The sequence below is a fragment of the Streptomyces sp. HUAS CB01 genome (assembly GCF_030406905.1).
GTDB classification, from domain to species: domain Bacteria; phylum Actinomycetota; class Actinomycetes; order Streptomycetales; family Streptomycetaceae; genus Streptomyces; species Streptomyces chengbuensis.
The window spans coordinates 3827425-3852421 of record NZ_CP129137.1; the positions used below are offsets into that span (position 1 = coordinate 3827425).

The 24997-nt window shown below is 72.1% G+C and carries 23 protein-coding genes, 1 tRNA gene and 3 pseudogenes; 21 read left to right on the forward strand and 6 right to left on the reverse strand.

Translation table 11 applies throughout. The features are described from left to right. Positions 1-597: 597 nt before the first annotated feature. Positions 598-942, reverse strand: a pseudogene (locus QRN89_RS35825) (alcohol dehydrogenase catalytic domain-containing protein); the annotation flags it as partial. Between the two features lie 418 nt (positions 943-1360). Between QRN89_RS35825 and QRN89_RS16955 the strand changes: the two are divergent. The 7 genes from QRN89_RS16955 to QRN89_RS16985 all read left to right on the forward strand — a co-directional run bounded on the left by QRN89_RS16955 (position 1361) and on the right by QRN89_RS16985 (position 9349). After that, positions 1361-2116 carry a CAP domain-containing protein gene (locus QRN89_RS16955; RefSeq protein ID WP_290350275.1) on the forward strand — a complete coding sequence of 252 codons (756 nt, stop codon included), beginning with the start codon at positions 1361-1363 and terminating at the stop codon, positions 2114-2116. 312 nt (positions 2117-2428) lie between these two features. Beyond that, positions 2429-2845, forward strand: coding sequence for a YciI family protein (locus tag QRN89_RS16960; protein WP_290350276.1), 417 nt, complete (start codon positions 2429-2431; stop codon positions 2843-2845). A gap of 226 nt (positions 2846-3071) precedes the next feature. Continuing rightward, the gene (locus QRN89_RS16965; RefSeq protein WP_290350277.1) at positions 3072-4334 is read left to right on the forward strand and encodes an RNA polymerase sigma factor; all 1263 of its coding nucleotides are present in this window, start codon (positions 3072-3074) and stop codon (positions 4332-4334) included. 337 nt (positions 4335-4671) lie between these two features. Next, the gene (locus QRN89_RS16970; protein ID WP_290350278.1) at positions 4672-5970 is read left to right on the forward strand and encodes a YncE family protein; all 1299 of its coding nucleotides are present in this window, start codon (positions 4672-4674) and stop codon (positions 5968-5970) included. Between the two features lie 241 nt (positions 5971-6211). Further along, a complete protein-coding gene (locus QRN89_RS16975) occupies positions 6212-6973 on the forward strand; it encodes a class I SAM-dependent methyltransferase (protein ID WP_290350279.1) in 762 nt (253 codons plus the stop codon). Positions 6974-7065: 92 nt separating this feature from the next. Continuing rightward, entirely contained in the window at positions 7066-7647 is a 582-nt protein-coding gene (locus QRN89_RS16980) for an HhH-GPD-type base excision DNA repair protein (RefSeq protein ID WP_290350280.1), read from the forward strand. 160 nt (positions 7648-7807) lie between these two features. Further along, complete coding sequence (locus QRN89_RS16985) at positions 7808-9349, forward strand: M28 family metallopeptidase (protein WP_290353740.1); 1542 nt, start codon at positions 7808-7810, stop codon at positions 9347-9349. Positions 9350-9494: 145 nt separating this feature from the next. Here the strand turns inward: QRN89_RS16985 and QRN89_RS16990 are convergent. Further along, positions 9495-10358: pseudogene (locus QRN89_RS16990) on the reverse strand (helicase HerA-like domain-containing protein). Between the two features lie 108 nt (positions 10359-10466). On the opposite strand from QRN89_RS16990, the gene QRN89_RS16995 reads away from it, so the two are divergent. Further along, positions 10467-10763, forward strand: a complete 297-nt coding sequence (locus QRN89_RS16995; RefSeq protein WP_003999914.1) for a type II toxin-antitoxin system VapB family antitoxin — start codon at positions 10467-10469, stop codon at positions 10761-10763. A 155-nt stretch (positions 10764-10918) separates the two neighbouring features. Then, positions 10919-11542 carry a LytR C-terminal domain-containing protein gene (locus QRN89_RS17000; RefSeq protein ID WP_290350281.1) on the forward strand — a complete coding sequence of 208 codons (624 nt, stop codon included), beginning with the start codon at positions 10919-10921 and terminating at the stop codon, positions 11540-11542. A gap of 123 nt (positions 11543-11665) precedes the next feature. Here the strand turns inward: QRN89_RS17000 and upp are convergent, their stop codons facing one another. Next, on the reverse strand, positions 11666-12301 hold the full coding sequence (gene upp, locus QRN89_RS17005; protein WP_290350282.1) for a uracil phosphoribosyltransferase: 636 nt from the start codon (positions 12299-12301) through the stop codon (positions 11666-11668). 87 nt (positions 12302-12388) lie between these two features. Between upp and QRN89_RS17010 the strand changes: the two genes are divergently transcribed. The 8 genes from QRN89_RS17010 (at position 12389) to QRN89_RS17045 (ending at position 17671) form a co-directional block, all read left to right on the forward strand. Further along, positions 12389-12595: a hypothetical protein gene (locus QRN89_RS17010; RefSeq protein ID WP_290350283.1), complete on the forward strand. Its 207-nt coding sequence runs from the start codon at positions 12389-12391 to the stop codon at positions 12593-12595. A 182-nt stretch (positions 12596-12777) separates the two neighbouring features. Then, positions 12778-13293: a tRNA adenosine deaminase-associated protein gene (locus tag QRN89_RS17015; protein WP_290350284.1), complete on the forward strand. Its 516-nt coding sequence runs from the start codon at positions 12778-12780 to the stop codon at positions 13291-13293. Positions 13294-13328: 35 nt separating this feature from the next. Continuing rightward, the gene (gene tadA, locus QRN89_RS17020; protein ID WP_290350285.1) at positions 13329-13814 is read left to right on the forward strand and encodes a tRNA adenosine(34) deaminase TadA; all 486 of its coding nucleotides are present in this window, start codon (positions 13329-13331) and stop codon (positions 13812-13814) included. Positions 13815-13862: 48 nt separating this feature from the next. Continuing rightward, positions 13863-13947, forward strand: a tRNA-Ser gene (locus QRN89_RS17025). A gap of 446 nt (positions 13948-14393) precedes the next feature. Then, complete coding sequence (locus QRN89_RS17030; protein ID WP_167746024.1) at positions 14394-14555, forward strand: hypothetical protein; 162 nt, start codon at positions 14394-14396, stop codon at positions 14553-14555. Positions 14556-14854: 299 nt separating this feature from the next. Continuing rightward, positions 14855-15682, forward strand: coding sequence for an RNA polymerase sigma factor SigF (locus QRN89_RS17035; protein WP_384077051.1), 828 nt, complete (start codon positions 14855-14857; stop codon positions 15680-15682). Positions 15683-15916: 234 nt separating this feature from the next. After that, complete coding sequence (locus QRN89_RS17040) at positions 15917-16819, forward strand: RNA polymerase sigma factor SigF (RefSeq protein ID WP_290350286.1); 903 nt, start codon at positions 15917-15919, stop codon at positions 16817-16819. A gap of 567 nt (positions 16820-17386) precedes the next feature. Beyond that, positions 17387-17671, forward strand: coding sequence for a hypothetical protein (locus QRN89_RS17045; protein WP_290350287.1), 285 nt, complete (start codon positions 17387-17389; stop codon positions 17669-17671). Between the two features lie 34 nt (positions 17672-17705). On the opposite strand, the gene QRN89_RS17050 is transcribed toward QRN89_RS17045, so the two are convergent. Further along, a complete protein-coding gene (locus tag QRN89_RS17050) occupies positions 17706-17921 on the reverse strand; it encodes a hypothetical protein (protein WP_290350288.1) in 216 nt (71 codons plus the stop codon). A 224-nt stretch (positions 17922-18145) separates the two neighbouring features. On the opposite strand from QRN89_RS17050, the gene QRN89_RS17055 reads away from it, so the two are divergent. From QRN89_RS17055 to QRN89_RS17070, 4 genes and pseudogenes are all read left to right on the forward strand, one after another. Then, positions 18146-18595 carry a MarR family winged helix-turn-helix transcriptional regulator gene (locus QRN89_RS17055; RefSeq protein ID WP_290350289.1) on the forward strand — a complete coding sequence of 150 codons (450 nt, stop codon included), beginning with the start codon at positions 18146-18148 and terminating at the stop codon, positions 18593-18595. Between the two features lie 96 nt (positions 18596-18691). Next, positions 18692-21049, forward strand: a complete 2358-nt coding sequence (locus QRN89_RS17060) for an MFS transporter (RefSeq protein ID WP_494478359.1) — start codon at positions 18692-18694, stop codon at positions 21047-21049. 123 nt (positions 21050-21172) lie between these two features. After that, positions 21173-22012 (forward strand): annotated as a pseudogene (locus QRN89_RS17065) (YceI family protein). Positions 22013-22021: 9 nt separating this feature from the next. Next, complete coding sequence (locus tag QRN89_RS17070; protein WP_290350291.1) at positions 22022-22492, forward strand: PPOX class F420-dependent oxidoreductase; 471 nt, start codon at positions 22022-22024, stop codon at positions 22490-22492. A gap of 93 nt (positions 22493-22585) precedes the next feature. Here QRN89_RS17070 and QRN89_RS17075 read toward each other — a convergent pair whose 3' ends face one another. Next, positions 22586-23383 carry a TetR/AcrR family transcriptional regulator gene (locus QRN89_RS17075; protein WP_290350292.1) on the reverse strand — a complete coding sequence of 266 codons (798 nt, stop codon included), beginning with the start codon at positions 23381-23383 and terminating at the stop codon, positions 22586-22588. Between the two features lie 45 nt (positions 23384-23428). Then, positions 23429-24964 (reverse strand): MFS transporter, encoded by a 1536-nt coding sequence (locus QRN89_RS17080; RefSeq protein WP_290350293.1) that lies wholly within the window; start codon positions 24962-24964, stop codon positions 23429-23431. Positions 24965-24997 lie beyond the last annotated feature (33 nt).

Here is a 24997-nt window from a genome sequence, read left to right on the forward strand (position 1 = left end):
CAGAATCGGGGACGTCGGGGAAATGATGCTCGTCATCATTTGCCCTCCTTATCGTCATTATGGGCTTCTGGTCCGGGAATCGTGGATCTTGGAAATCTGCCGCCGCCGCACCCGTCCGGGCACTGCCGACGACGCGGCGAATACGGAAGGGCGGTGCGTTTCCACCGGCCCAGGTCCCAGGAAAGCCCGGCCGCCACCCGCGCGTCATGACGCTGCATTTCGGGACTTGACAGGGAAGGCCGCCGAGGTGCCGGCGGTCCGTACACGACACATCGTGATCACGACCTTGCCGCGCGCCCCGTGCTCCCTGAGATACCGAGGGGCCCCGGCACTCGTCCAGCGGATAGGTCCTGTCGACGACCGGAGTGACGCTTCACCGGTGTCTGCAGCACGACGAAGACGGACCTGGTCCGGTCCCTCGGCGCCGACGCCGTCATCGACTGCACGCGCGAGGACTACGCCGACCAGTACGCGCCGCCCCGCCCGTACCCGGCCCCCGTCCCGCAGCGCCTGGAGCGCGGTGACCGCGGAGAGGGGGACGGCCGCCGCCTGCACCGCCGTGAGGTTCGCTGGCCGCGCCGCGAACCGCTCCTCACCGGCGCTCACGTACTCGGCGAAGGCCCCCTCGCGGAAGCCGAACACCTCGTCGCCCGGCCGGAAGCGGCTGACCCCGGCGCCGACGGCCTCCGCCCGGCCCGCAACCTCCCGGCCGCACACGGGGACCCTGGGCGCGCGCAGGCCGTACCCCATGAGGCGAAGGAGGTACGGCAGCCCCGTCAGCAGGTGCCGGACGCCCGCGTCCACGCCGGCCGCGCGTACCCGTACGAGCACCTCACCGGCCCTTGCACCGCACCCGGCTCGCCCTCCGACTCGGCCACCGGCCCACCACCCGATCGACGACCGGCCCGGGTCAGCGGCCCGGCCGGGGCGCCGCGGTTCCATGAACACTCGGGTTATTTCGTGACATCCGTCACGCGGAATTCCGCACTAGGACGGCCGAATAGTAGAAAGCCCGGGACTGGACAAATGAGACTTGTCCGCTTTGAGAGAGACATGTCCTGCGGTGGTCATGGGGGTATTGGACCGGCTGGCCGGTTCCGCCCGTTTGTCCGGCACTCAGGGGTTCCTGACGGGTCAACAGAAGCGCGCGGCAATTCCGGAACCGGGGCCAGCACGCCTGTGGGCGCTTTTCAAGAGGTGTCCAGCCCTACGAACCGAGGTAGTAACGAGGCCCATTGCTCCGGCCGCTCGGCGCTTCTAAGAATGGCGGCCCGCAAGGCGTCTCCGCAGCTCAGCACAGGACCAGTGCCGGGTCGACCGTTCCCCGGGGGCGCTCCGCGAAAACCGAGTGAGGTCATGCATGAGGAAGCACCGCAGGAAGACGCACTACCGGAAGATAACGATCGCCGCGGTCGCCCTGGGCGCCGTGGCTGTGCCTTCCGTAGCCATGGCCTGTATGGACCAGCAGGAGAGCCCGCAACGCCAGGCGAGCCGTGACGGACGGTCCTGGGCGGACTGGAAGAACGCCTCGGCCGAGAATCCGTGGCAGCGGGGCGGCTGGGACTGGAAGAAGAAGCACGGCGACGCCGAGCAGCCCGGCGCGGAGCCGGGTGCCGCCGAGCCCGGCGGTGCCGACCCGGCACCGCAGGCCCCCGCCCCCGCCAAGCCCGCGGCGCCCAAGCCGGCGGCCCCCAAGCCCTCGGCCTCGCCGAGCACGCCCGCCTCCTCCGCTCCCGCCTCCGGCGCCGTGGCGCGTGTCGTGCAGCTCGTCAACAGCGAGCGCAGCAAGGCCGGTTGCTCCCCGGTGACCGTCAACGCCAAGCTGACCAAGGCCGCCCAGGACCACAGCACGGACATGGCGTCCCACCGCAACATGTCCCACACGGGCTCCGACGGCTCGAACCCCGGCACCCGGATCACCCGCGCCGGATACGACTGGAGCACGTACGGCGAGAACGTCGCCTACGGCTACGAGACCCCCGAGAAGGTCATGGCGGGCTGGATGTCCAGCCCCGGCCACAAGAAGAACATCCTGAACTGCGAGTTCAAGGAGATCGGCGTCGGCCTCGCACAGCCCGGGAACTACTGGACCCAGGACTTCGGCACCGCCCGCTGACCACGCCCGCGGCCGTTCGACGCCCCCGAACGAACGGACCCCCACCGCGGCCTGCGAATGGGCCCCGACCGTGCTCGGTCGGGGCCTTCGCCGTGCCCGTGGACCGGGCGGACGAGTCGCGACGGTCGTCGACGGGAGCTCCCCGTCGACGCGCTGCCCGAGGCCGCGGAGAGGCGGGGCGTGGGCGGCAGCGGCAGAGGGGTGAGAGCCGGGAAGATTTCCGCGGAAGGTGTCGAGAAGCGCGCGACGGCTCCGACGTCCCCTGTGAGAGTTGCCCACGAGGGGCGACCACGCAGCCGAGGAGCTGAAGTCATGAAGTATCTGGTGATGGTCCAGGGCTCGCAGGCCGACTACGAGGCGATGACCGGGCAGGCGTCCTCCGACAGCCCCGCCTGGGGCGAGAAGGACCTGCAGGCGATGTTCTCCCACATGGAGGCCATCAACAACGACCTGGCCGAGTCGGGGGAGCTCGTGGACGCGCAGGGGCTGGTCGAGCCCGCCAGGACCCGGCTGGTGAGCCTGGACGACGAGGGCCGGCCGGTGGTCTCGGACGGCCCCTACGGCGAGACGAAGGAAGTGCTCGCCGGCTACTGGGTGCTGGACTGCGCGAGCCTGGAGAGGGTCACGGAGATCGCCGTCCGGGTCGCCCGGTGCCCGGTCCCGGAGGGGGCGACCGACTACCCGGTCGTGATCCGGCCGATCCAGGAGGGCGGAGGCGATCTGTGCTGAGCGGGTCCGTGCCGAGGGGATCTGCGCCGAGGGGCTCTGCGCACGGGCGGTCGCGCCGGCCGGTCCTCGCGGGCCGGTCGCCGGGCCCCGGAGGACCAGGCCCGGAGAGCCGGCCGGCTGGAACGAGCCGGGCGGCTGCGAGACCGTGAGGCGGCGATCAGTGTCCCGCTTCCGTGACCGTGGGACGTCGATGCCGACCGTGGGACACCGGTGAACGTGAGGCGCGATGAGCCGTACGACCCGGGTCGAGGACCTGCTGAGGCTGCACGCCCCGCAGGTCCTCGGCGCGCTGGTGCGCCGGTACGGGCACTTCGGGACCGCGGAGGACGCCGTGCAGGAGGCGCTGCTCGCCGCCGCGCAGCAGTGGCCGGAGGCCGGTGTGCCGGACAACCCGCGCGGCTGGCTGATCCGCGTGGCCTCCCGCCGCCTCACCGACCGGTTGCGCGGCGACGAGGCGCGGCGGCGGCGCGAGGAGACCGCGGCCCGGCTCACCCCGCGCGACGCGCACACGGCGCCGCCGCCCGGGGAGGGCCGCGCCGCGTCCGAGGACGACACGCTCACCCTGCTGTTCCTCTGCTGCCACCCGGTGCTCACACCGGCCGCGCAGATCGCCCTGACGCTGCGCGCGGTCGGCGGGCTGACGACGGGGGAGATCGCGCGTGCGCTGCTGCTGCCAGAGGCGACGGCGGCGCAGCGGATCAGCCGTGCCAAGGCGAAGATCAAGGGTGTGCCGTTCCTCCGCCCGCCGGTGCCAGAGGACCGTGACGAGCGGCTGTCCGCCGTGCTCCAGGTGCTGTATCTGATCTTCAACGAGGGCTACACGGCGACCTCGGGCGCCGCGCTGCACCGCGCCGACCTCGCCCAGGAGGCGATCCGGCTGACCCGTGCGGTGCGCCGGCTGCTGCCGCGGGAGGGGCGGGTCGCCGGGCTGCTGGCGTTGATGCTGCTCACCGATGCCCGCAGCGCGGCGCGCACCGGCCCGCACGGCGAGCTGATCCCGCTCGACGAACAGGACCGGACACGGTGGGACCGGGACGAGATCGCCGAGGGCATCGCGCTGGTGGAGGAGGCGCTGTCGGAGGGGCCGGCCGGCCCGTACCAGCTGCAGGCGGCGATCGCGGCACTGCACGACGAGGCGGCACGGGCGGAGGACACGGACTGGCCGCAGGTCCTCGCGCTGTACGACGTGCTGGTGCGGCGTGCGCCCGAGCCGATGGCCGAGCTGGGCAGGGCCGTCGCGGTCGCGATGGTGGAGGGACCGGAGGCGGGGCTGGCGGAACTGGACGCGCTGGAGGACCGGCTGGCGGGACATCACCGCCTCGACGCGGTGCGCGCGCATCTGCTGGAGCGGGCCGGGGACCCCGTCGCCGCCCGCGACGCCTACCGGCGAGCCGCCTCACGCACCCTCAGCACCCCGGAGGCGCACTACCTCCGGATGCGGGCGGCCCGATTGCGCGAGGACGGCGACAGGGGCCGCGGCACGCCCTGACGCGTGACAGGACGAACCGCGACACGGCACGCGACGTGACGTGGCATGACGTGACGCGCCGCGGCGCACAACCGCCGTCGAGCGGCGTCATCACGTGCCGTCGGATGGCTGCGGCGAACGGACGGCGGCCACGGCAGGGGCGACGGGCGTCGACGGGGAGACCGGCGACGGAGAGATCGGCGGCAGGTGTCGACGGGGGATCACGGAGTCGCCGCGGAGCCCCCGGCCACTGTCGCAGGAAGTCCGGTCGGACCTCTGGTCTTTCATGTGACCCACCAGTACCTTACCGCCGGTAAGCCCCTGTCTCCCTCCTGCCCCACGCCCTCAGGAGCGCGCCGTGAAGACAGCACTTCCCCCGACCCTGGCCGGTGTCGCCGTCGCCCTCGCGGTCACCGCCGCCCTCTCCGCCCCGGCATCAGCGGCCCCGGTGTCGCCGGCTGCGGCCGCGGCGGCCGCGACCACCGCCGCGCCCGCCCCCACCGGTCTGCGCGAGGTGCTGTTCGTCGGCAACAACTGGGACGGCACCGCCGACGTGCTCGAGCCCTCCGGGTCCCTCACCAGGATCGGCCGGATCAACGTGATCCCGGACAAGGACCAGCGGATGCTGGAGATCCACCTCAACCCGGTGAAGCTCGCCTACTTCCTCGGCATCCGGATGTCCGTCGGCGAGGGGCACGACCAGTTCGTCGACGACATGTACTCGACACCGGACGGCTCGGCCGTCGTCGTCTCCCGCCCGAGTTTCGCCGACGTCGTCTCGATCGACGTGGCCACCGGCACCCTCAACTGGCGTTTCCCCGTGTCGGGTTACCGATCCGACCACATGGCCGTCTCCCCGGACGGGACCCGTGTCGCGGTCTCCGCGTCGACGTCCAACACCGTGCACGTCCTGGACATCGGGACCGGCCGGCAGACCGGCTCGTTCGCCACCGGCGACAAGCCGCACGAGAACGTCTTCACCGACGGCGGCAAGCGGATCTGGAACAGCGCGATCGGCGAGGTCAACACCGCGCTGGACGACCCCTTCTGGGACTTCACCAAGGGCGACCGCAAGCTCACCGTCGTCGACGCGGAGACGTACCGCACCGTCAAGGTCATCGACATGCGGCAGCGGCTGGACACCTTCGGCCGGAAGGACCTCTCGGACGCGGTACGCCCCGTGGCCTTCACCCCCGACGAGTCGAAGCTCTACTTCCAGGTGTCGTTCTTCAACGGCTTCCTGGAGTACGACGTGGCCGCCGACCGCATCACCCGCGAGAAGACGCTCCCGAAGAATCCGGCGACCGGCGAGGACCGCACGACCTGGGTCAACGACTCCCGCCACCACGGCATCTCGATGAGCCCCGCGGGCGACAAGATCTGCGTCGCCGGGACGATGGACGACTACGCGACCGTCGTCGACCGGGCCACCCTCGAGGAGGGTCCGCTGATCACGGCCTCGAAGCCGTACTGGGCCACGGTCAGCGGGGACGGGAAGTCCTGCGTGGTCTCGGAGAGCGGATCGGACTCGGTCACCGCGATCGACTTCGCCACCGGCCGGAAGGTGGCGAGCGTGCCGGTCGGTGACCATCCCCAGCGCGTACGGCTCGGCAGGGTGGCGGCGGACTGGACGGGCCCGTCGGCCGCACGGAAGTAGTCCCGGCCCCGGCCACCGGCGCCCACGAGGCACGGCCGGCTCCGGCAGCCGCACGCCCCCGGGGAAGGCACGGCGGACCTTCCCCGGACCGGAGGACGCCCGCCGACGGCCGCACGACGGGCCCAGGCAGCAGGCCGACGCCCGACCGGTCCGACGGCGGGACGGCGGCCCCGGCGCGGAAGGGTCGCGGCACCCGGCCAAAGGGGTGGCGGCTCCCCGGGCAGGACGGCACCATCGGTTCATGACCCGCACGTTCGACCATGTGGTGGCCGAGGCCGAATCCGTGTCCGTGGCGGGCTGGGACTTCTCCTGGCTCGACGGGCGGGCGACCGAGCAGCGCCCTTCCTGGGGTTACCAGCGGCTGATGAGCGAGCGGCTGGCGCAGGCGTCGGCCGCCCTCGACCTCCAGACCGGCGGCGGGGAGGTGCTCGCCGGCGCCCCGAAGCTGCCGCCGCTGACGGTCGCCACCGAGGGCTGGCCGCCGAACGTCGAGAAGGCCACCCGGCTGCTCCATCCGCTGGGCGCGGTGGTCGTGGTGGACCGCGACGAGCCCCCGCTGCCGTTCGGCGCCGAGGCCTTCGACCTGGTCGTCAGCCGGCATCCGGTGCGGGTCTGGTGGGACGAGATCGCGCGTGTCCTGCGGCCCGGCGGCACGTACCTCTCGCAGCAGGTCGGCCCGGCCAGCGTCTTCGAGCTGGTCGAGTACTTCCTGGGGCCCCAGCCGGAGGAGACGCGCCGGTCGCGCCATCCCGACGACGCCCGCGAGGCGGCCGAGGCGGCCGGCCTGGAGGTCGTCGACCTGCGGTCGGAGACGCTGCGGACCGAGTTCTTCGACATCGGGGCGGTGATCTACTTCCTGCGGAAGGTGGTGTGGATGGTGCCCGGCTTCACCGTGGCCCGGTACCGCGACCGGCTTCGCGAGCTGCACGAGCGGATCGAGGCGGAAGGACCCTTCGTCGCCCGGACGACCCGCTTCCTGATCGAGGCCCGCAAGCCCGGCTGACCCCCGCCGGACGCCCGGCCCCGGCACCCGTGAAAGGCCCGAAGGGCCGCCGCGGAGGTGCGGCACGCCCTGGCGGGAGAGATCATCGGGTAATGAGTCCCGAGATCCACATCGCCCAGCAGCCCGAGGCCGACGAGCTGCTCGGGCGCAGTCCGCTTGCCCTGATGATCGGCATGCTGCTGGACCAGCAGGTCCCGATGGAGTGGGCCTTCACGGGCCCCCGCACGATCGCCGAGCGCCTCGGAAAGGACGATCTCGACGCCCACGAGATCGCCGCCCAGGACCCCGAGGCGTTCGCCGCGCTGCTCTCGCGGAAGCCCGCGGTGCACCGCTATCCGGGGTCGATGGCGAAACGGATCCACCAGCTGTGCCAGTACCTGGTGGACGAGTACGACGGCGACCCGACGGCGCTGTGGGAGAGCGCGTCGTCGGGGAAGGAGGTGCTCGGGCGGCTGCTCGCCCTGCCCGGTTTCGGCAAGCAGAAGGCCCAGATCTTCCTCGCCCTGCTGGGCAAGCAGTACGGGGTGCGGCCCGAGGGCTGGCGGGAGGCTGCGGGGCCGTACGGCGAGGAGCGCGCCTACCGTTCCGCCGCGGACATCACCGGTCCCGAGTCGCTGGCCAAGGTCCGTGCGCACAAGCAGGAGCTGAAGCGCGCGGCGAAGGCGGCCAAATGACTCACAAGTACGCCCGAAGACGTACCAGTTGATGTCAATGGCGCTAAATAACGCGTGAGTTGCGGCACATGTGTTCACAGAACACTCAGAGATCGCTAGCTTCCCCTCAACCTCGTTCGCACCGGGAAGGACCTCTGTGAACGCAACCCATCGCAGAGCAGTGGCCACCGTGGCCGCAGCCGCACTCGCGACCCCGCTCCTGCTGGCATCCGCCTCGCCCGCCACCGCCCACCGGCACGACCCTGCCAAGGCGGCGGCGAAGGAAGCGGCCAAGCTCTCCAAGAAGCTGGTCCGCGAGTCGTCCGCCAAGGACGCCTTCAAGCACTTGCAGAAGTTCCAGCAGATAGCCGACAGCACCGGCGGCCACCGCGCCGCCGGTTCGCTGGGCTACGACGCCTCCGCGGCGTACGCCTACCAGCAGCTGAAGAAGGCCGGGTACGACGTCTCGTACCAGAACTTCGACTTCATCTACACCGAGACCCAGGCCGAGAAGCTGTCGGTGGTCTCCCCCGCACCGCGCGACATCGCGATATCGGCGATGACCTACACCAAGTCGACGCCCGTGGGCGGCGTCAAGGCCGATCTGGCCGCCGTGCCCGTCGACGCCGACGGCACCACGGGCTGCGAGCCCGCGGACTTCGCCTCCGGAACGTTCACCGGCAAGGTGGCGCTGATCCAGCGCGGTGGCTGCACGTTCGCCGCCAAGCAGGAGAACGCGGCCGCGGCGGGCGCGATCGGCGCGGTCATCTACAACAACACCGAGGGAGCCCTGTCCGGCACCCTCGGCGGCCCCGAGGCCGGAAAGATCCCGACCGGCGGCATCACCCAGGCCGAGGGCACGAAGCTCGCCGGGGACCTGGCCAAGGGCCCGGTGAGCATCAACTTCGAGATCCGCCAGCTCCAGGAGAAGCGGACCACGCGCAACGTCATCGCGGAGACGCGGCACGGAAACGCCGCCAACACCGTGATGCTCGGCGCCCACCTCGACTCCGTGACGGCCGGCCCCGGCATCAACGACAACGGCTCCGGCTCGGCCGGTCTGCTCGAGGTCGCGCTGGAGTTCGCCAAGGCCGAGAAGCGTCCCGCCAACAAGGTGCGGTTCGCCTGGTGGGGCGCCGAGGAGAACGGTCTGCTGGGCTCCGAGCACTACGTCGCGAACCTGAGCGACCTGGGCAAGAAGGAGATCAAGCTCTATCTGAACTTCGACATGATCGCGTCGCCGAACTACGGCCTGTTCGTGTACGACGGCGACAACTCCGACGGCGTCGGCGCGCCGGCCGGTCCGGCGGGCTCGGCCCAGCTGGAGCGCGACATCAACGAGTTCATGGACCGTGTCGGCGCGCCCCACGAGGGCACGGACTTCACGGGCCGCTCCGACTACGGCCCGTTCGTGGAGGCCGGCATCCCGTCCGGCGGCACGTTCACCGGCGCCGAGGGCATCAAGTCCGCCGCACAGGCCAAGAAGTTCGGCGGCACGGCGGGCGTCGCGTACGACGCGTGCTACCACGCCAAGTGCGACGACCTCAAGAACGTCAACATGAAGGCGTTCGACGTCAACATCGACATCATCGCCAACGCCGCCGGCACGTACGCGCACGACCTGAGCTCGCTGCGCAAGCCCGTCGCCACCGTCCCCACGGACGGCGACACGGGCAGCGGCGGCGGTCTGCACGACGGCCACGACCACGAGGTCACCGAGTAGCAGCGGGGACCTGCGTTCCCCGGACCCGCCCCGCACGACCTGCGGGGCGGGCCCCACTCCCGGCGCCGGCGGGGCTTCACCGAAGCCCCGCCGGCGTCCGCCCGTCCGGTGCCCGCCGTGCCACCACCGCGAGCCTCCGGCCGCCCTACCGGCGGCGTCGGCGGGCCGTGCCGAAGAGGGAGCGGGAGATCTCCCGGCCCAGCCGGGTGCCGACCGAGCGGGCGAGCGACGTCAACAGTCCGCTGCCCATCACCTGTCCGGCCAGGGACTCGTCCCTGCGCGGCGCGGGCCGCGCGCTCCTCCCGGCGGACGGCCTCCTCCACCTCCCGCGCGGCCTCCGCGCCGCACGCAACGCCACCTCCTCGGCCGCCTGCTGCTCCGCCGTCAGCCGCTCGTACGCCGACTCCCGGTCCACAGCCCGTGCACAGCGCGGGTACAGCACCGAGGACCTACCGCGGCGTCCAGCGCGGCGTCCAGCGCGGCGTCGCCGACCGGGCCCATCAGCGACCGCGGTGCCCGCAGCCGGGTCGCGGCGACGGGGGTCGGCGCGCCCGACTCGCCCAGCACCGTGACGACCGCCTCGCCCGTGCCCAGCCAGGTGCGGGACTCGGCGGGGAATCCCTCCGCCTGCCACTCCTGGCCCACCTGCGCGGCACGCTCCACGAGCTCCTCCCCGCCCTGGCCGGGCGCGGCGATGCCGGAGAGGTCCCCCCTTCATGTCGGCGAGGAAGACGGGAACGCCGTTCGCCGACAGCTGTTCCGCGACGAGCTGGAGCGTCTTGGTCTTGCCCGTGCCGGTCGCGCCGGCGACCAGACCGTGCCGGTTGAGCATGCCGAGCGGGATCCGGACGGGTGCCTCGGGCAGGCACCGGCCGCCGTGGAGCAGGGCGCCCAGTTCGAGGGCGGGCCCCGGAAAGGCCTAACCGGAGGCGATCTTCCGCGCCTCGGCGTCGAGATCCGCCGCCGCGGACGGGCCCGTGGACGAGGACGGCTGCTCGGGCTCAGTCATGACACGGCCCCTACTTCCGGGTTTGCGAGGCTTTTGCAGGGTTTTGTTCAGCATCCCACCGGCGTTGCCTGGCTGCGCCGACCGCCGCTTGCCCGGTAGGCTTTCCGTGTGATCTTCAAGCGCATCGGAAACGGGCGGCCGTATCCCGACCACGGCCGGGAAAGCACCCGGCAGTGGGCGGATGTCGCGCCGCGCCCGGTCCGCCTCGATCAGCTCGTGACCACCAAGGGCCAGCTGGACCTCGAGACCCTCCTCGCCGAGGACTCGACGTTCTACGGCGACCTCTTCGCCCACGTCGTGAAGTGGCAGGGCGACCTCTATCTCGAGGACGGTCTGCACCGCGCCGTGCGCGCGGCGCTCCAGCAGCGGCAGGTGCTGCACGCCCGCGTGCTGGAGCTGGACTGACCCGGACCGGCCGTCACGGGCGCCCCGTTCGGCCCCGCGCCGCGACCCCGTAAGGCGCAGTCCCGCGACCCGTTAGGCGCAGCTTCGCGCCCATACGGACGCAAGCAGATGATCGTTAAGTAGGCATAGCCACCGGACCGCATTACGCTGCGCCCATGAGCATGCTCACTCCCCCAGGCATGGGCGGAAAGTACCGCATTACGGGCAACGCCTATCCGCGTATGCGCCGCCCTCGTCGCCGCCGCAAGGTCGTGCTCGCAGTCGTCGCAGCCGTGGCCGTCCTCGGCCTCGGCGGGTGGGGAACGCTGCAGCTCATCGATGTCTTCTCGGGCGATGCCGAGAAGGCCGGCGCCAAGAGCCGGGCCGCGGCCTGCAAGCCCCGGTCCGCGCCCTCCGCCGCGCCGGCACCGCCGAGGCCGGCCCAGATCACCGTCAACGTCTACAACGCCACCCCGCGCAGCGGGCTGGCCAAGGCCACCGCCGACGAGCTGCAGAAGCGCGGCTTCAACATCGGCAAGGTGGGCAACGCCCCGGCGGAGTACGACAAGAAGGTGCCCGGCGCCGGGCTGCTGCTGGGCGCGCCGGGCGCGTACGACGGGCCCTTCGGCGTGCTGGGCACCCAGCTCGCCGGCGCCCAGGTCAAAGCCGACGCCCGCACCTCCGCGGACGTCGACCTGATCATCGGCACGGCCTTCAGGACGCTGAACACCAAGCCGGTCGCGGACAAGGCACTGGCCGCACTGGCCAAGCCGTCGCCCGCGCCGGGCGAGTGCGGCTGAACCCCGCACTCCCCGGGGGCCGTACGGCCCGGCATGCCCCGCGCACCCGCTCCGGGGACGCGCGGCCCTGCCGGGCGTCTGACGGGCCGGTGGTTCCGGGCGGTCCGGGCCCGGCCTCGGGTCCTACTCGGCCGCGCCGTACATCCGGTCGCCCGCGTCGCCCAGGCCCGGAACGATGTAGCCCTGCTCGTTCAGCCGCTCGTCGACGGAGGCCGTCACGACCGTCACCGGCGTGCCCGCGAGCTCGCGTTCCATCACCTCGACGCCCTCCGGGGCCGCCAGCAGCACGACCGCCGTCACATCGTCGGCGCCGCGCTTGATCAGCTCCCGGATCGCCGCGACCAGAGTGCCGCCCGTGGCCAGCATGGGGTCGAGGACGTACACCTGGCGGCCCGAGAGGTCCTCCGGCATGCGCGTCGCGTACGTCGACGCCTCCAGGGTCTCCTCGTTGCGGATCATGCCGAGGAAGCCCACCTCGGCGGTCGGCAGCAGCCGCACCATGCCGTCGAGCATGCCGAGGCCGGCCCGCAGGATCGGCACCACGAGGGGCCGCGGACGGGAGAGCTTCACGCCCGTGGTCGCCGACACCGGCGTCTCGATGTCGATCTGCTCGGTGCGCACGTCACGCGTGGCCTCGTACGCGAGCAGGGTCACCAGCTCGTCGGCGAGTCGCCGGAACGTGGGGGAGTCGGTGCGCCGGTCGCGCAGGGTGGTGAGCTTGTGCGCCACCAGGGGGTGGTCGACGACGTGGATCCGCATGGCCCCCACAGTAGCCGGGGCTGGCGTGGACGCGGCCTCCGGAGGGAAGGTGGGACATAGCCTTCCAGCGCCGAGGTGGTGTGGCCGATGCCGGAGCGGGATCAGCAGGACCGGGAGCAGCGGCGGGAACCGCGGCAGGAACAAGAGGAGAACGACGCCGAGCGCAGGCGCCGGCGTGCCCAGTTCCTCCGCGAACTGCACGAGGCGAAGGCCTTGCGTGACCGCGTCCAGCCCCGGCGAGCCCGCGCGGCGCGGATGCGCCAGGCCATGCGCATGCGCTCCTTCCGCTGGTGAGCCTCGGTGTCCCCTGGACGGACCCGTACGACGCCGTTCGGTGGGCCCTCTCACTGAACGCGTGCACGACGCAACGCCGGAAGACCTCTCGCGAAGCCGCTGTTTCTGCCACGATTCCGAGTGGGCGGGGCACGAGCAGCGCTCCGCCGGTCGTCACAACTCTGATCAGTGGGAGAGTCACGGTGTACTTCGCCGCACTGCTCGCGCGCACCGAAGACGGGTGGGTAGCGAGCGACACAGAGCTCGACGATGTGGAGACCCTGTCGGATCTGACCGACTTGGCCCGCGACGCCTCGGTGAACGAGGACACGGTGCTCGCCTTCATCGAGCAGGAAGACACATGGTTCGGCATCGTCCGGGTGGACGGCGAGGACGATCCTCGTGTCTTCGTCTCGGACGCCGCCTCGGCAGCACGCTCCTCCTACGGGGCGATGCTCACGGACGAGCTGCTCGGCAAGGACGAGGAGGATGACGAGCTGGACTCGCTCGACCTCGACGGTACGGAGGACGGCGAGCCGGTGACCGAGGAGGACACGTCCGACGACTCCGACGCGGTCCCGGTCGGGCCGCTCGGCGACTTCGACCTGCTCGCCGACCTCGGGATGTCCGCGAAGGAGCTCTGCTCGCTCAGCCCGGACGCGCTGACCGAGATCGCCGACACGCTCGGGGCCTCCGAGATGCTGGAGGCCGTCCGCTAGTGACGGACCCCGTACGGGCGCCGTGGGAGGCGCCCATGCGGCTCGCGCTGGACGAGGCCGCACGTGCGCCGCTGACCGGGGACGTCCCGGTCGGCGCCGTCGTGCTGGCCGAGGACGGCACGGTCCTGGCCACCGGCCACAACGAGCGCGAGCTGACCGGCGACCCCACCGGGCACGCCGAGGTCCTCGCGCTCCGGCGCGCGGCCGCGGTGCGCGGGAGCTGGCGACTGACCGGCTGCACCCTCGTCGTCACGCTGGAGCCGTGCACGATGTGCGCGGGCGCGCTGGTGCTCTCCCGGGTGGACCGGGTCGTCTACGGCGCCCGCGACGACAAGGCGGGCGCGGCGGGCTCCCTGTGGGACGTCGTACGGGACCGGCGGCTCAACCACCGCCCGGAGGTGATCCACGGGGTGCTGGAGGCCGAGTGCGCCCAGCAGCTCACGGCGTTCTTCCGGGGCTCCCGCACAGGTGCCCCGGAGCCCCCCGGGGAACGGCCGGCGAACGGTCTTCCGGACCGCTGACCGATACCGATTTCAGAGCACGCCCCACCTTGGGCTAAGCTCTCTCCCGGTAGCGTGTCCGAGCGGCCGAAGGAGCTCGCCTCGAAAGCGAGTGTGGCGCAAGTCACCGAGGGTTCAAATCCCTCCGCTACCGCTCCTGTGAGGGGCCCCGTCGCTTGTTCTAGCCCGGGGCCCCTCATCATGTACGCGTGCGCCCCCGCGCACGGGCGCCCGGACGCGGGCGGTCGGCGGGCGCGGCGCACGCATGAGGGAGCCCCGGCCGTTCGGGGGATCGGGCCGGGGCTTCCGTTCGGTCGGGGGAAGCGGGGTCGGGGGACTCGCCGCTTCCCCCGATGGGAACGCACCCGCCGGCCCGAGCGCCGCTGCCCGGGGGGAGCGCGTGGCGCGGGCCCCGCAGTGGGGGCACGGTTCCGCACCCATCGGATTCCTGCCAGATCCTCCGGGTTCACCCCCAATACTGCTGGTCGGAAAGGTCTCCACGGCCGGACGAAGGACCCCGGCAGCAGGGTCCTTGGTCCCTAAACGCTCGGTTAGACTCACGCGTCCGCACAGGGGCCACAGGGGAGGCAGGGACTAGTGGTGCAAACGAAGAAGATCGCTCTCTACGTGGTCGTCGTCTTCGTGCTGTACACGATCATCAATTCCCCGGCCCGGGCGGCCGACCTGGTCCAGGTGGGTTTCGAGGGCATATCGAGCGCCGCACAGGGCGTCGGCGAGTTCATGTCGGAGCTCGTCAACTAGGTCACCGCGGACGCCGTGCCCCACCCGGACGCCGCCGGTCGGCGGTGCGAGGCGTCACCACGCGGGTGATCACCGTCCGCGACGTCCGAGCCGCCCGCTCGTGCAGGCCCTCCAGCCCCCACCGTAGAGGTGTGGGGCTTTCTTCACTTATGCACCAACTTGCCCCCAACACGGCACTACGGGGTGCTTGAACACAGTGGACCTGTGTTGTGATGCTATGACCGCTTTTGATGGATGAGTTGACCCGGAGTTGACCCCTGGGGTTGACGTCGTTCGACCCGTGAAGGGGTGGCGTGACCGTGCCGGCCAGTACTGCGCCTCAAGTGCCGCCCCAGAACGAGAGCGAGGGCCGGACCAAGCAGAGCCGGGGCGCGGACACCAGGGCGCTGACCCAGGTGCTCTTCGCCCAGCTGAAGGACCTGGAGCCCGGCACGCCCGAGCACACCCGCGTCCGGGCCGCACTGATCGAGGCGAACCTGCCCCTGGTCCGGTACGCGGCGGCGCGTTTCCGCAGCCGCAACGAACCGATGGAGGACGTGGTCCAGGTCGGCACGATCGGCCTGATCAACGCGATCGACAGGTTCGACCCCGAGCGGGGCGTGCAGTTCCCGACGTTCGCGATGCCGACCGTCGTCGGCGAGATCAAGCGGTACTTCCGCGACAACGTGCGGACCGTGCACGTGCCGCGCCGGCTGCACGAGCTGTGGGTGCAGGTCAACGGCGCGACGGAGGACCTGACCACGACGCACGGGCGGTCCCCGACGACGGCCGAGATCGCGGAGCGGCTGAAGATCTCCGAGGACGAGGTCCTCGCCTGCATCGAGGCGGGCCGGTCGTACCACGCGACGTCGCTGGAGGCGGCCCAGGAGGGGGACGGACTGCCCGGACTGCTGGACCGCCTCGGTTACGAGGATCCCGCGCTCGCCGGGGTCGAACACCGCGACCTCGTACGCCATCTCCTCGTACAACTGCCCGAGCGCGAGCAGCGGATCCTCCTGCTGCGCTACTACAGCAATCTGACGCAGTCCCAGATCAGCGCGGAGCTGGGGGTCTCCCAGATGCATGTGTCAAGGCTCCTCGCCCGTAGCTTCGCGCGATTGAGATCCGCAAACAGGATCGAGGCGTAACCGAATCGGGTAGACCCCTTTCGGCCCATTTCGAGCGACACGAAAGCCGCATACCCCCTTTTTCCTGCGCTGTTTTGACGCTCCGTTGTCGACATGTCACTACAGCGTGTTGCCGACATGTGACATTCTGCGGGAACCGCGTTTGCCGCGGCCCCGCCTCCGGTATTCAGGTGGAGGCTGCGTTCCTCCGATGGTCGTGGCCGACGCGACCGTCCGCGACCTCCAGGGGGTGGCATGTCCGCAGAACAGGGCAGCTCGAAGGTGCTCACGCTCACGCAGAGCACTCCCTCGCCCGACGCGCTCCCGGCGCCCGAACCGGTGTCCGCACCCATGTCCGTGGACGCGTCCATGGATCTGCCGGCCGAGGCCCCCGGGGCCCTCGACACCCGCACACTCTCGCGCTCGCTCTTCCTGCGGCTGGCCGCCCTCGACGTGGACAGCCCCGAACGCACGTACGTACGCGACACCCTGATCGAGCTGAACCTGCCGCTGGTGCGCTACGCGGCGGCCCGCTTCCGCAGCCGCAACGAGCCGATGGAGGACATCGTCCAGGTCGGCACGATCGGCCTCATCAAGGCGATCGACCGCTTCGACTGCGAACGGGGCGTGGAGTTCCCGACGTTCGCGATGCCGACCGTGGTCGGGGAGATCAAGCGCTTCTTCCGGGACACGAGTTGGTCGGTCCGCGTCCCGCGCCGGCTCCAGGAGCTGCGGCTCGCGCTGACGAAGGCGAGCGACGAGCTGGCCCAGAAGCTGGACCGCTCGCCGACGGTGCCCGAACTCGCCGCGGTGCTGGGCGTGTCGGAGGAGGACGTGGTCGACGGCCTCGCCGTGGGCAACGCGTACACGGCGTCCTCGCTGGACTCACCGTCGCCCGAGGACGACGGCGGCGAGGGCTCCCTGGCGGACCGCCTCGGCTACGAGGACGGCGCGCTGGAGGGCGTCGAGTACCGCGAGTCGCTGAAGCCGCTGCTGGCCAAACTCCCCCCGCGCGAGCGGCAGATCATCATGCTCCGCTTCTTCGCCAACATGACGCAGTCGCAGATCGGCGAGGAGGTCGGCATCTCCCAGATGCACGTCTCCCGGCTGCTCACGCGGACGCTGGCGCAGCTGCGCGAGGGTCTGATCGCCGACTGACGCCGACCGGCCGGGCGCGCGCCTCCACGGCCGGCGCCCGGCTCCCCCACCGCTTCCCGCCGCGGGGTTTCTCTTTGACGGACCGTCAGACAAACTGGTCCGATGCGACGGCGACGGGTCGGATACGGGCTGGCGGGGGTCGCGCTCTGCCTCGGCGGGGTGCTCGCGGCCTCCGGGGCCGACGGGCGGGCCGGCGGATACGCGGCGGTCGGTGCCGGCGGACACGGACCGGAGGACGCGGTGCCGCCGTCCGGCGACGTCGTGCTGGTCCCCCTCGACGAGGGTTCTCCCGCCGGTTCGTCCCGGGCGGGACCGGGTGACGGGCCGGACGGGAGGGCGGACACGCGTGCGGGCGCGCCGGGCACGGCACCGGATGCGCCGGGGCACCCCACGGCGCCCGGGGCCCCGGGCGGGCAGCCCGCAGGAGGAGGAGCGGACGCCGGATCCGGTCCGGGGTCGTCGGGACCGGGGAGCACGCCCCCGGCGCCGCGCCCGAGCCGGCCGGCTCCCCCGCCGCCGGCACCGTCGCCCTCGCCGCCCGGGCCCGCCGTACTGGCGGTCGCGGAGGTGCGGAGGACGCCCGCGGACGAGCGGTGGTGCGAGAACGTCACCGTGGAGTTCCGCAACACCGGTGGATCGGCGGTGCGTTCGGGCACCGTCCTGTTCGGCACGCACATCATCGGTGCGCTCGGCGTCGACTGGGCGACGATCGATTCCACCCAGCCGCTGCCGGCGCCCATCGCCGCGGGCGCGGCGAGGACGACGACGTACCGGGTGTGCGTGGACGCCTGGCGCGTACCGCTGGGCATGCGCGTCGAGACGCAGGACGTGCGCGCGGAGCATCCGTCCTGAGCGGACGGGCCTCGGGAGGTCCGGTTCCGGCGGGTCAGCCGAGGGCGAGCCAGACGACCGCGCCGACGATCGCGACGGCCGCCACGATCCCGACGATCAGCCCGATCCGCGGACCGGCCGGCGCGGGCGCCGCCGCGGCGCGGCCGCTCTGCTGCGGGCCACCCTCGTCGACGAAGGCGCGGAACATCTGCGTGCTGCCCGCGGGGTCGTAGCCCTCGGGACCCTGGGGCGCTTGGGGGTTGTGTGCCATGGGTCAGGACCCTAGCGAACACGGGTGACCCGCCCAACCCCCGGTCGGCCGCCCTCGCGACATGCGCGCACGTCGTCCGCACCTTCCCCGCCGACATGGCCGGATCGTGACGTCGCACAGGCAAAGCCTTTGGGGTTCCTTTACCCCGAAGGGCCCCTTTTCGTTTGCCTGCAGCAACCAACCGCTTTTATGGTTGCCCTAAGCAACAAGATGGGGGTGTGTCCGTGGCAGAACGGAGTCAGTACGAGGAGCTGGGCCGCCAGATCAGCGCCATGGGCGCCGTCAAGAGGGGCATCGCCCGCCTGCTTCCCGCGGAGTGCCCGTCCGGATCCGCTGCCGTGCTGGCCCTCCTCGACCGGTACGGGGAGATGCGGATGAGCCGGCTCGCGGAGCTCCTCGCCGTCGACATGTCCGTCACCAGCCGCCATGTGGCGCACGTCGCCGGGCGCGGCTGGATCGAACGGTCACCCGACCCGGACGACGGGCGCTCGCGCATCCTGCGGCTCACCCCCGCGGGGGAGGCGCAGCTCGACGACCTCGGCCGGCGCACCACCGACCTGTTCGCCCACTACCTCGAGGACTGGTCCGACGACGACGTCGGACGGCTGAACGCGCTGCTGGCCCGCCTCCGCGAATCCGTCGGGGACTGCCGGACCGCCCGCACACCTACGTAAGAGACAAGGAAGTACATGGCTACGACCACACCGACCGGTGTGCGGGGCGGCCACGCCAGGCACGGGGGGACCTCCGCCTCCGAGGGCGGCGCGCCGATGACGCACCGGCAGATCATGGAGGCGCTGTCCGGGCTGCTGCTCGGCATGTTCGTCGCCATCCTGTCCTCGACCATCGTCTCCAACGCCCTGCCCGAGATCATCTCCGACCTGGGCGGCGGCCAGTCCGCCTACACGTGGGTGGTCACGGCGGCCCTGCTGGCGATGACCGCGACCACCCCGCTCTGGGGCAAGCTCGCCGACCTCTTCAGCAAGAAGCTGCTGGTCCAGATGGCCTTGATCATCTACGTGGCGGGTTCGGTGGTCGCCGGGCTCGCGCAGAACACGGGCACACTCATCGCCTGCCGCGTGGTGCAGGGCGTCGGTGTCGGCGGCCTCACCGCCCTGGCACAGGTCATCATGGCCGCGATGATCTCCCCGCGGGAGCGCGGCCGCTACAGCGGCTACCTCGGCGCGACGTTCGCCGTCGCCACGGTCGGCGGCCCGCTGCTCGGTGGCGTCATCACCGACACCGAGTGGCTCGGCTGGCGCTGGTGCTTCTACGTCGGCGTGCCGTTCGCGCTCATCGCGCTGCTCGTGCTGCAGAAGACCCTGAAGCTCCCCGTGGTGAAGCGGGAGGTCGAGGTCGACTGGGCGGGCGCCTTCTTCATCAGCGCCGCGGTCTCGCTGCTGCTGGTCTGGGTCACCTTCGCGGGTGACAAGTACGCGTGGCAGTCCTGGCAGACGTACGCCATGACCGGCGGTGCCGCGGCCCTGGGCGTGATCTTCCTGATCGTCGAGTCCCGGGCGAGCGAGCCGATCATCCCGCTGCGGCTGTTCCGCAACCGGACCATCACGCTGGCCTCCCTGGCGTCGCTCTTCGTCGGTGTCGCGATGTTCGCCGGCACGGTCTTCTTCGGCCAGTACTTCCAGCTGGCCCGGGGCGAGTCGCCGACGATGTCCGGCGTCATGACCATCCCGATGATCGCCGGTCTGTTCGTCTCCTCGACCGTCAGCGGACTGATCATCACCAAGACCGGCAAGTGGAAGGCGTGGCTGGTCGCCGGCGGTGTCCTGGTGACGGGCGGCCTCGGACTGCTGGGCATGATCCGCTACGACACGGAGTACTGGCGCATCGCCGTCTTCATGGCCGTCATGGGCCTCGGGCTCGGCATGATGATGCAGAACCTGGTGCTGTGCACCCAGAACCAGGTGGCCCCGCGGGACCTGGGCGCGGCGTCGTCGGTCGTCACGTTCTTCCGGTCGCTGGGCGGTGCCGTCGGTGTCTCCGCGCTCGGCGCCGTGCTCGGCAACCGCGTCACCCGCTACGTCGAGGACGGCCTCGCCGAGCTGGGTCCGCGCGGGGCGGCACCGGGTCACGGCGGCACCGGAGGCGGGGGCATCCCCGACCTGGCAGCGCTGCCCGCCCCGGTCCGCACCGTGGTCGAGAGCGCCTACGGGCACGGTGTCGCGGATGTGTTCCTGTACTCGGCCCCGTTCGCGCTGCTGGCGTTCCTGGTGACCCTGTTCATCAGGGGAGTGGCGCTGAAGGGCGCCTCGGCCACCGCTCCGGACGCGGCGTCCGAGCACACCGCGGTCACCGCGGTCACCGCGGACACCGTCTCCGTCGAGGCGTCCGCGGCCGTCGCCGGAGGGACCGCCGTGCACGGTGTGGTGCGCGGCTCCGAGGGCGCGCCCGTCGGACGGGCCGCCGTCACACTGATCTCGCCGGCCGGGCGTCAGCTGGGCCGCGCGGTGGCGCAGGGGGACGGCGCGTACGCCCTGGACGCGCCGGGCTCCGGCTCGTACGTCCTGATCGCCTCGGCCGACGGTTTCCAGCCGCAGGCCGCCACGGTGGTCGTCGGGGACGAGCCCCTGGCCCACGACATCCTCCTCGCCGGGACCAGCGGGCTGACCGGCGCCGTCGTCGCGGCCGAGGGCGGTGCGGCGGTCGAGGGCGCGATGGTGGTCGTCACCGACGTGCGCGGCGGCGTGCTGGCCACCGGCACGTCGGGCCCGGACGGGGGCTTCGCCTTCGCCGAGCTGGTGCCGGGCGGGGTGACCGTCGCCGTCAACGCCCCCGGCTTCCGGCCGCTGGCCCTGCCCGTGGAGATCGGCGGCCAGGGTGTGACCCGGCTCGAGGTGGCGCTGCACGCGGGCGCCGTGGTCCGCGGCACCGTCCGGGCCGGGGACGGCGGGAGCCCGCTGACCGACGCCCGGGTGACGCTCGTCGACGCGGCGGGGAACGTGGTCGCGACCGCGACCACCGGCGACGACGGCGCGTACGCCTTCGCCGACCTCGACCCGGGCGAGTACACCGTCATCGCGACCGGCTACCCGCCGGTGGCGAGCACGCTCACCGTGACCGGCGGCGGCGTGGACGGCCACGACCTCGCACTCGCCCACGCGGGCGAGTGACCAGACCCCCGGGCGGCGCTCCCAGCGGAGGCACCGCCCGGGGCCGGGGCGGCGGGCAGGGGACGGCCGGCCGCCCCGGCGACTTGTCCGGACGTCCGGCAAGGAGACGAGAACGGGACGGGACTGCACGCACGGATCAGGACACAGGACGGCTGGGCCGTCCGGGACGCGGTGGTGGCGGTGACGGACACGGCCGGTACCCAGGTGCTCCGGGCCGAGGCGGACGCCGAGGGCGGTGTGCGCACGGACACGGCGCTGCCCGCCGGCCCGTACACGGTGATCGTGACCGCGCCGGGCCACGCCCCCCCCCCACGCCTCGACCGCGCTGGTCACGGCGAGCGGCCGGGCGGAGGTCGGCACGGTGGTGCTCGCCCGGCAGGGCGGCGGCGAACCTCCCTCGGCCGGCGTCTGGTCGGTGGACCCCGCCCGCTCCTCGGTCGGCACGGTGGCCCGGCACCTGGGCATCTCCAGCGTCCACGGGCGGTTCACGGAGTTCGCCGGCCGAATCGAGATCGCCCCGGACGTGTCCCGCTCCCGGGTCGAGGCGGTGATCGCCGCGGCGTCGGTCGACACCGGCAACGCGATGCGGGACGGGCACCTGAGGTCCCCGGACTTCCTCGACGTGGAGCGCTTCCCCGAGATCACGTACCGCAGCCACGGGCTGTCCCGGGCGCCCGGCCGGGACCGCTGGACGGTGCACGGGGTGCTGTCGCTGCACGGCGTGGAGCGCGAGGTGGACCTCGCTCTGGAGTACATCGGTACGGGCCCCGACCCGTGGGGCGGGGCCGTGCCGCCTTCCGCGCCACCGCCGAACTGCGCCGCGAGGACGTCGCGATGACCTGCAACCAGGTCGTCCGGGCGGGGATGACCGCCGTCGGGACGACGCTGAAGGTGAATCTCGACATCCAGGCGGTACGGGACGCGGGCCCGGCGCAGGCCCCGATCCCGGGACGGAACACCTAGGGTGCGGTCATGGCAGCGAACATCGCGAGCAACACCCCCGTGGACCTGGACCGGTTGCTGGAGTTCGTGCGGCCCCGCCACCGCGCGGTCCTGCTGACCCGCCGCTCCGACGGCTCCCCGCAGGGCTCCCCCGTGACGTGCGGCGTCGACGACGCGGGCCGGATCGTCGTCTCGACGTACCCCGAGCGAGCGAAGACGCGCAACGCCAAGCGCGACGACCGGGTCACGGTCATCGTCCTGAGCGACGACTGGAACGGCCCGTGGGTGCAGGTCGACGGCACGGCGGAGGTCATCGACGCACCCGCGTCGGTGGAGCCGCTGGTGGAGTACTTCCGCAACATCAGCGGTGAGCACCCCGACTGGGACGAGTACCGCGAGGCGATGGTCGAGCAGGGCAAGTCCCTCATCCGCGTCACCCCGGACCGGTGGGGGCCGGTGGCCACGGGCGGCTTCCCGGCACGGTCCGCACCGGAGGCATGAGGCACGTCCGCGGCCGTGCGGCACGGCGGTGGTACCGGTGCGGCCGCGGTCGGGACGTCCGGCGGCCGGCGCGGAAGGGCATGGGGCCGGCCCTCAACGGGGCCCGGCCTCGCCGGTGTCCCGGGTGCGCTCCACCATCGTCTCGATGCCCGCGACGACCAGCTCCAGGGCGTAGTCGAAGTCCCGCTCCAGCATGTCCTCCACCGTGTCCCCGCCGCGGGCCGCCATCACCTTCTCGGCTTCCTCGAACAACTCGGTGAGCTCCGGCACCTGCCGGGTCGCACCCATCGCTTCGGCGTAGTAGTCGTCGAGGGTCATCCCGGCGTCGGCGCAGCGCTTCCTGAAGTTGCCCTCGATCGTCCCCACGCCGTAGACGAACTGGAAGACGGCGGACGTGCCGGCCGACTGCCGGCTCAGCGGCAGACCGGTGCTGCGGATGACCCTCTGCACGGTGCTCGCGAAGGCCAGCGCGTTCGGGCCGATGTTGAGGTACCTGCCGATCAGCGAGGGCACCCAGGGGTGGGCGACCAGCAGCCTCCGGTAGCCGACGGCGAGTTCGCGCAACCGGTCGCGCCAGTCCGCCCCCTCCTCCGCCCGGTCCGGCACCGGGAACTCGCCGAAGACCGCGTCGAGGGCGAGCTCCAGCAGATCGTCCTTCGTGTCGACGTACCAGTACACGGACATCGCGGTGACGCCCATCTCCGCGGCCAGCCGGCGCATCGAGAACCCGGCCAGCCCCTCGGCGTCGAGCATCCGCACCGTCACCGCGGTGATCCTGTCCCGGTCGAGCCCGGTGGGCTGTTCGGCCCTGCGTCCCCTCGGCGGCGCCTTGGACTCCAGCCACACACTCGTCCGCGCCGGTCGCTTCGCGCGGTCGGCTGACGACACCATGGCGCACCCTCCTCGTTCCTGCCGGGCGGTCGCCCGGTTCAGATGCTATGCCGCGGGCCCGGCGGACTCGGTCCTCCCTCGCTTCCCGTCCGGGGCCGCCCCCTCGGCCCGGCGCAGCAGCAGCGCGGCGACCAGGCCGCCCGCCAGCACCGCCACCGCTCCGACGAGCTGACCGGTCTGCAGGCTCGAGGCGAAGGCGTCCTCGATGCGCGCCCGGTCGGCGGGGCCCTCGGCGGCGGCCAGCGCCGCCGGGAGGGAGGCCGCCGGGACGGCGACAAGGGAGGCGAAACGGGAGTTGAGGACGGCACCGAGGACGGCGACGCCGAGTCCGTTGCCGAACTCCGCCAGGGTGCCGTTGATGCCCGCGCCCACGCCCGCCTTCTCCGCCGGGATCGCGCTCATCACCGCGTTGGCCATGGCGGGCATGGACAGCGCCACCCCGGCGCCCATCACGACCAGGCCGAGGAGCGTCCCGCCGTACCCGTGCCGGCCTCCGAGCACGGCGATCGCCGCGAGCCCGGCCGCCACCAGCCCCATGCCGAGGGCGATGGTGGCGGGTGTGCCGATCCTGGACAGCAGCCGCGCGCCGAGACCGGTGAGGTTCAGCACGACGACGGTCAGGGCGAGCGGGGCCGTCCGCAGTCCGGCCTCCAGGGGCCCGTGGCCGAGCACGAACTGCAGGTGCTGGGTGAGCAGGAACAGCGAGCCGGTCATGCCGAACGCGACGAGGACCGCACCGGCGACCGCACCCACGAACCTCCGGTTCCGGAAGAAGTGCATGTCGAGCATGGGGTGTTCGGTGTGCAGCTCCCAGAGGGCGAACGCACCGAGGACGACCGCCCCGGCCAGGGACGGGACCACCACCTGCGCGGAGGTCCAGCCGTGTTCGGGGCCGGTGATGACGGCGTAGACGAGCGCCGTCATACCGACCGTCGACAGGAGCGCACCGAGCAGGTCGGGCCGGGCGCCGGCCTTGTGCCTGGACTCCGGGACGAGGGCGACCACCGCGACCAGGCCGATCACCGCGACCGGGATGTTGACGAGGAAGATCGCACCCCACCAGAAGTGGTCGAGCATCACCCCGCCGATCAGCGGCCCCGCGGCGAAGCCGAGCGAACTGACCGTGGACCAGAGGGCGATGGCCCTCACCCGCTCGCCGTCGTCGAAGATCTGCACCACGACGGCGAGGGTGGTGGTCATCAGCAGGGCGCCGCCGATGCCCATGCCCGCCCGGGCGGCGATCAGCTGACCCGAGGTCTGGGCGAGCCCGGCCGCCAGCGAGCCGACACCGAAGACCACCAGCCCGGAGACCAGCATCAGCCTGCGGCCGTAGCGGTCCGCGGCGTTGCCCGCGGTGAGCAGCAGGCCCGACTGGACCAGGGAGTAGGCGTTGATCATCCACTGGATGTCGGCGGTGGAGGCGTCGAGCTCCCTGGTGAGGGAGGGGATCGCGACGCCGAGGACGGTGTTGTCGAGCAGCACGGTCAGCTGGGCGAGACAGATGACGCCCAGGATCAGCCAGCGCTGCGGGTGTCCGCCCGGGGCGGTGGGTGCTTGCGATTCCGTGGTCGGGGCGGTCACACGACTCCTTGTACGGTGTACGGAACGGATTCC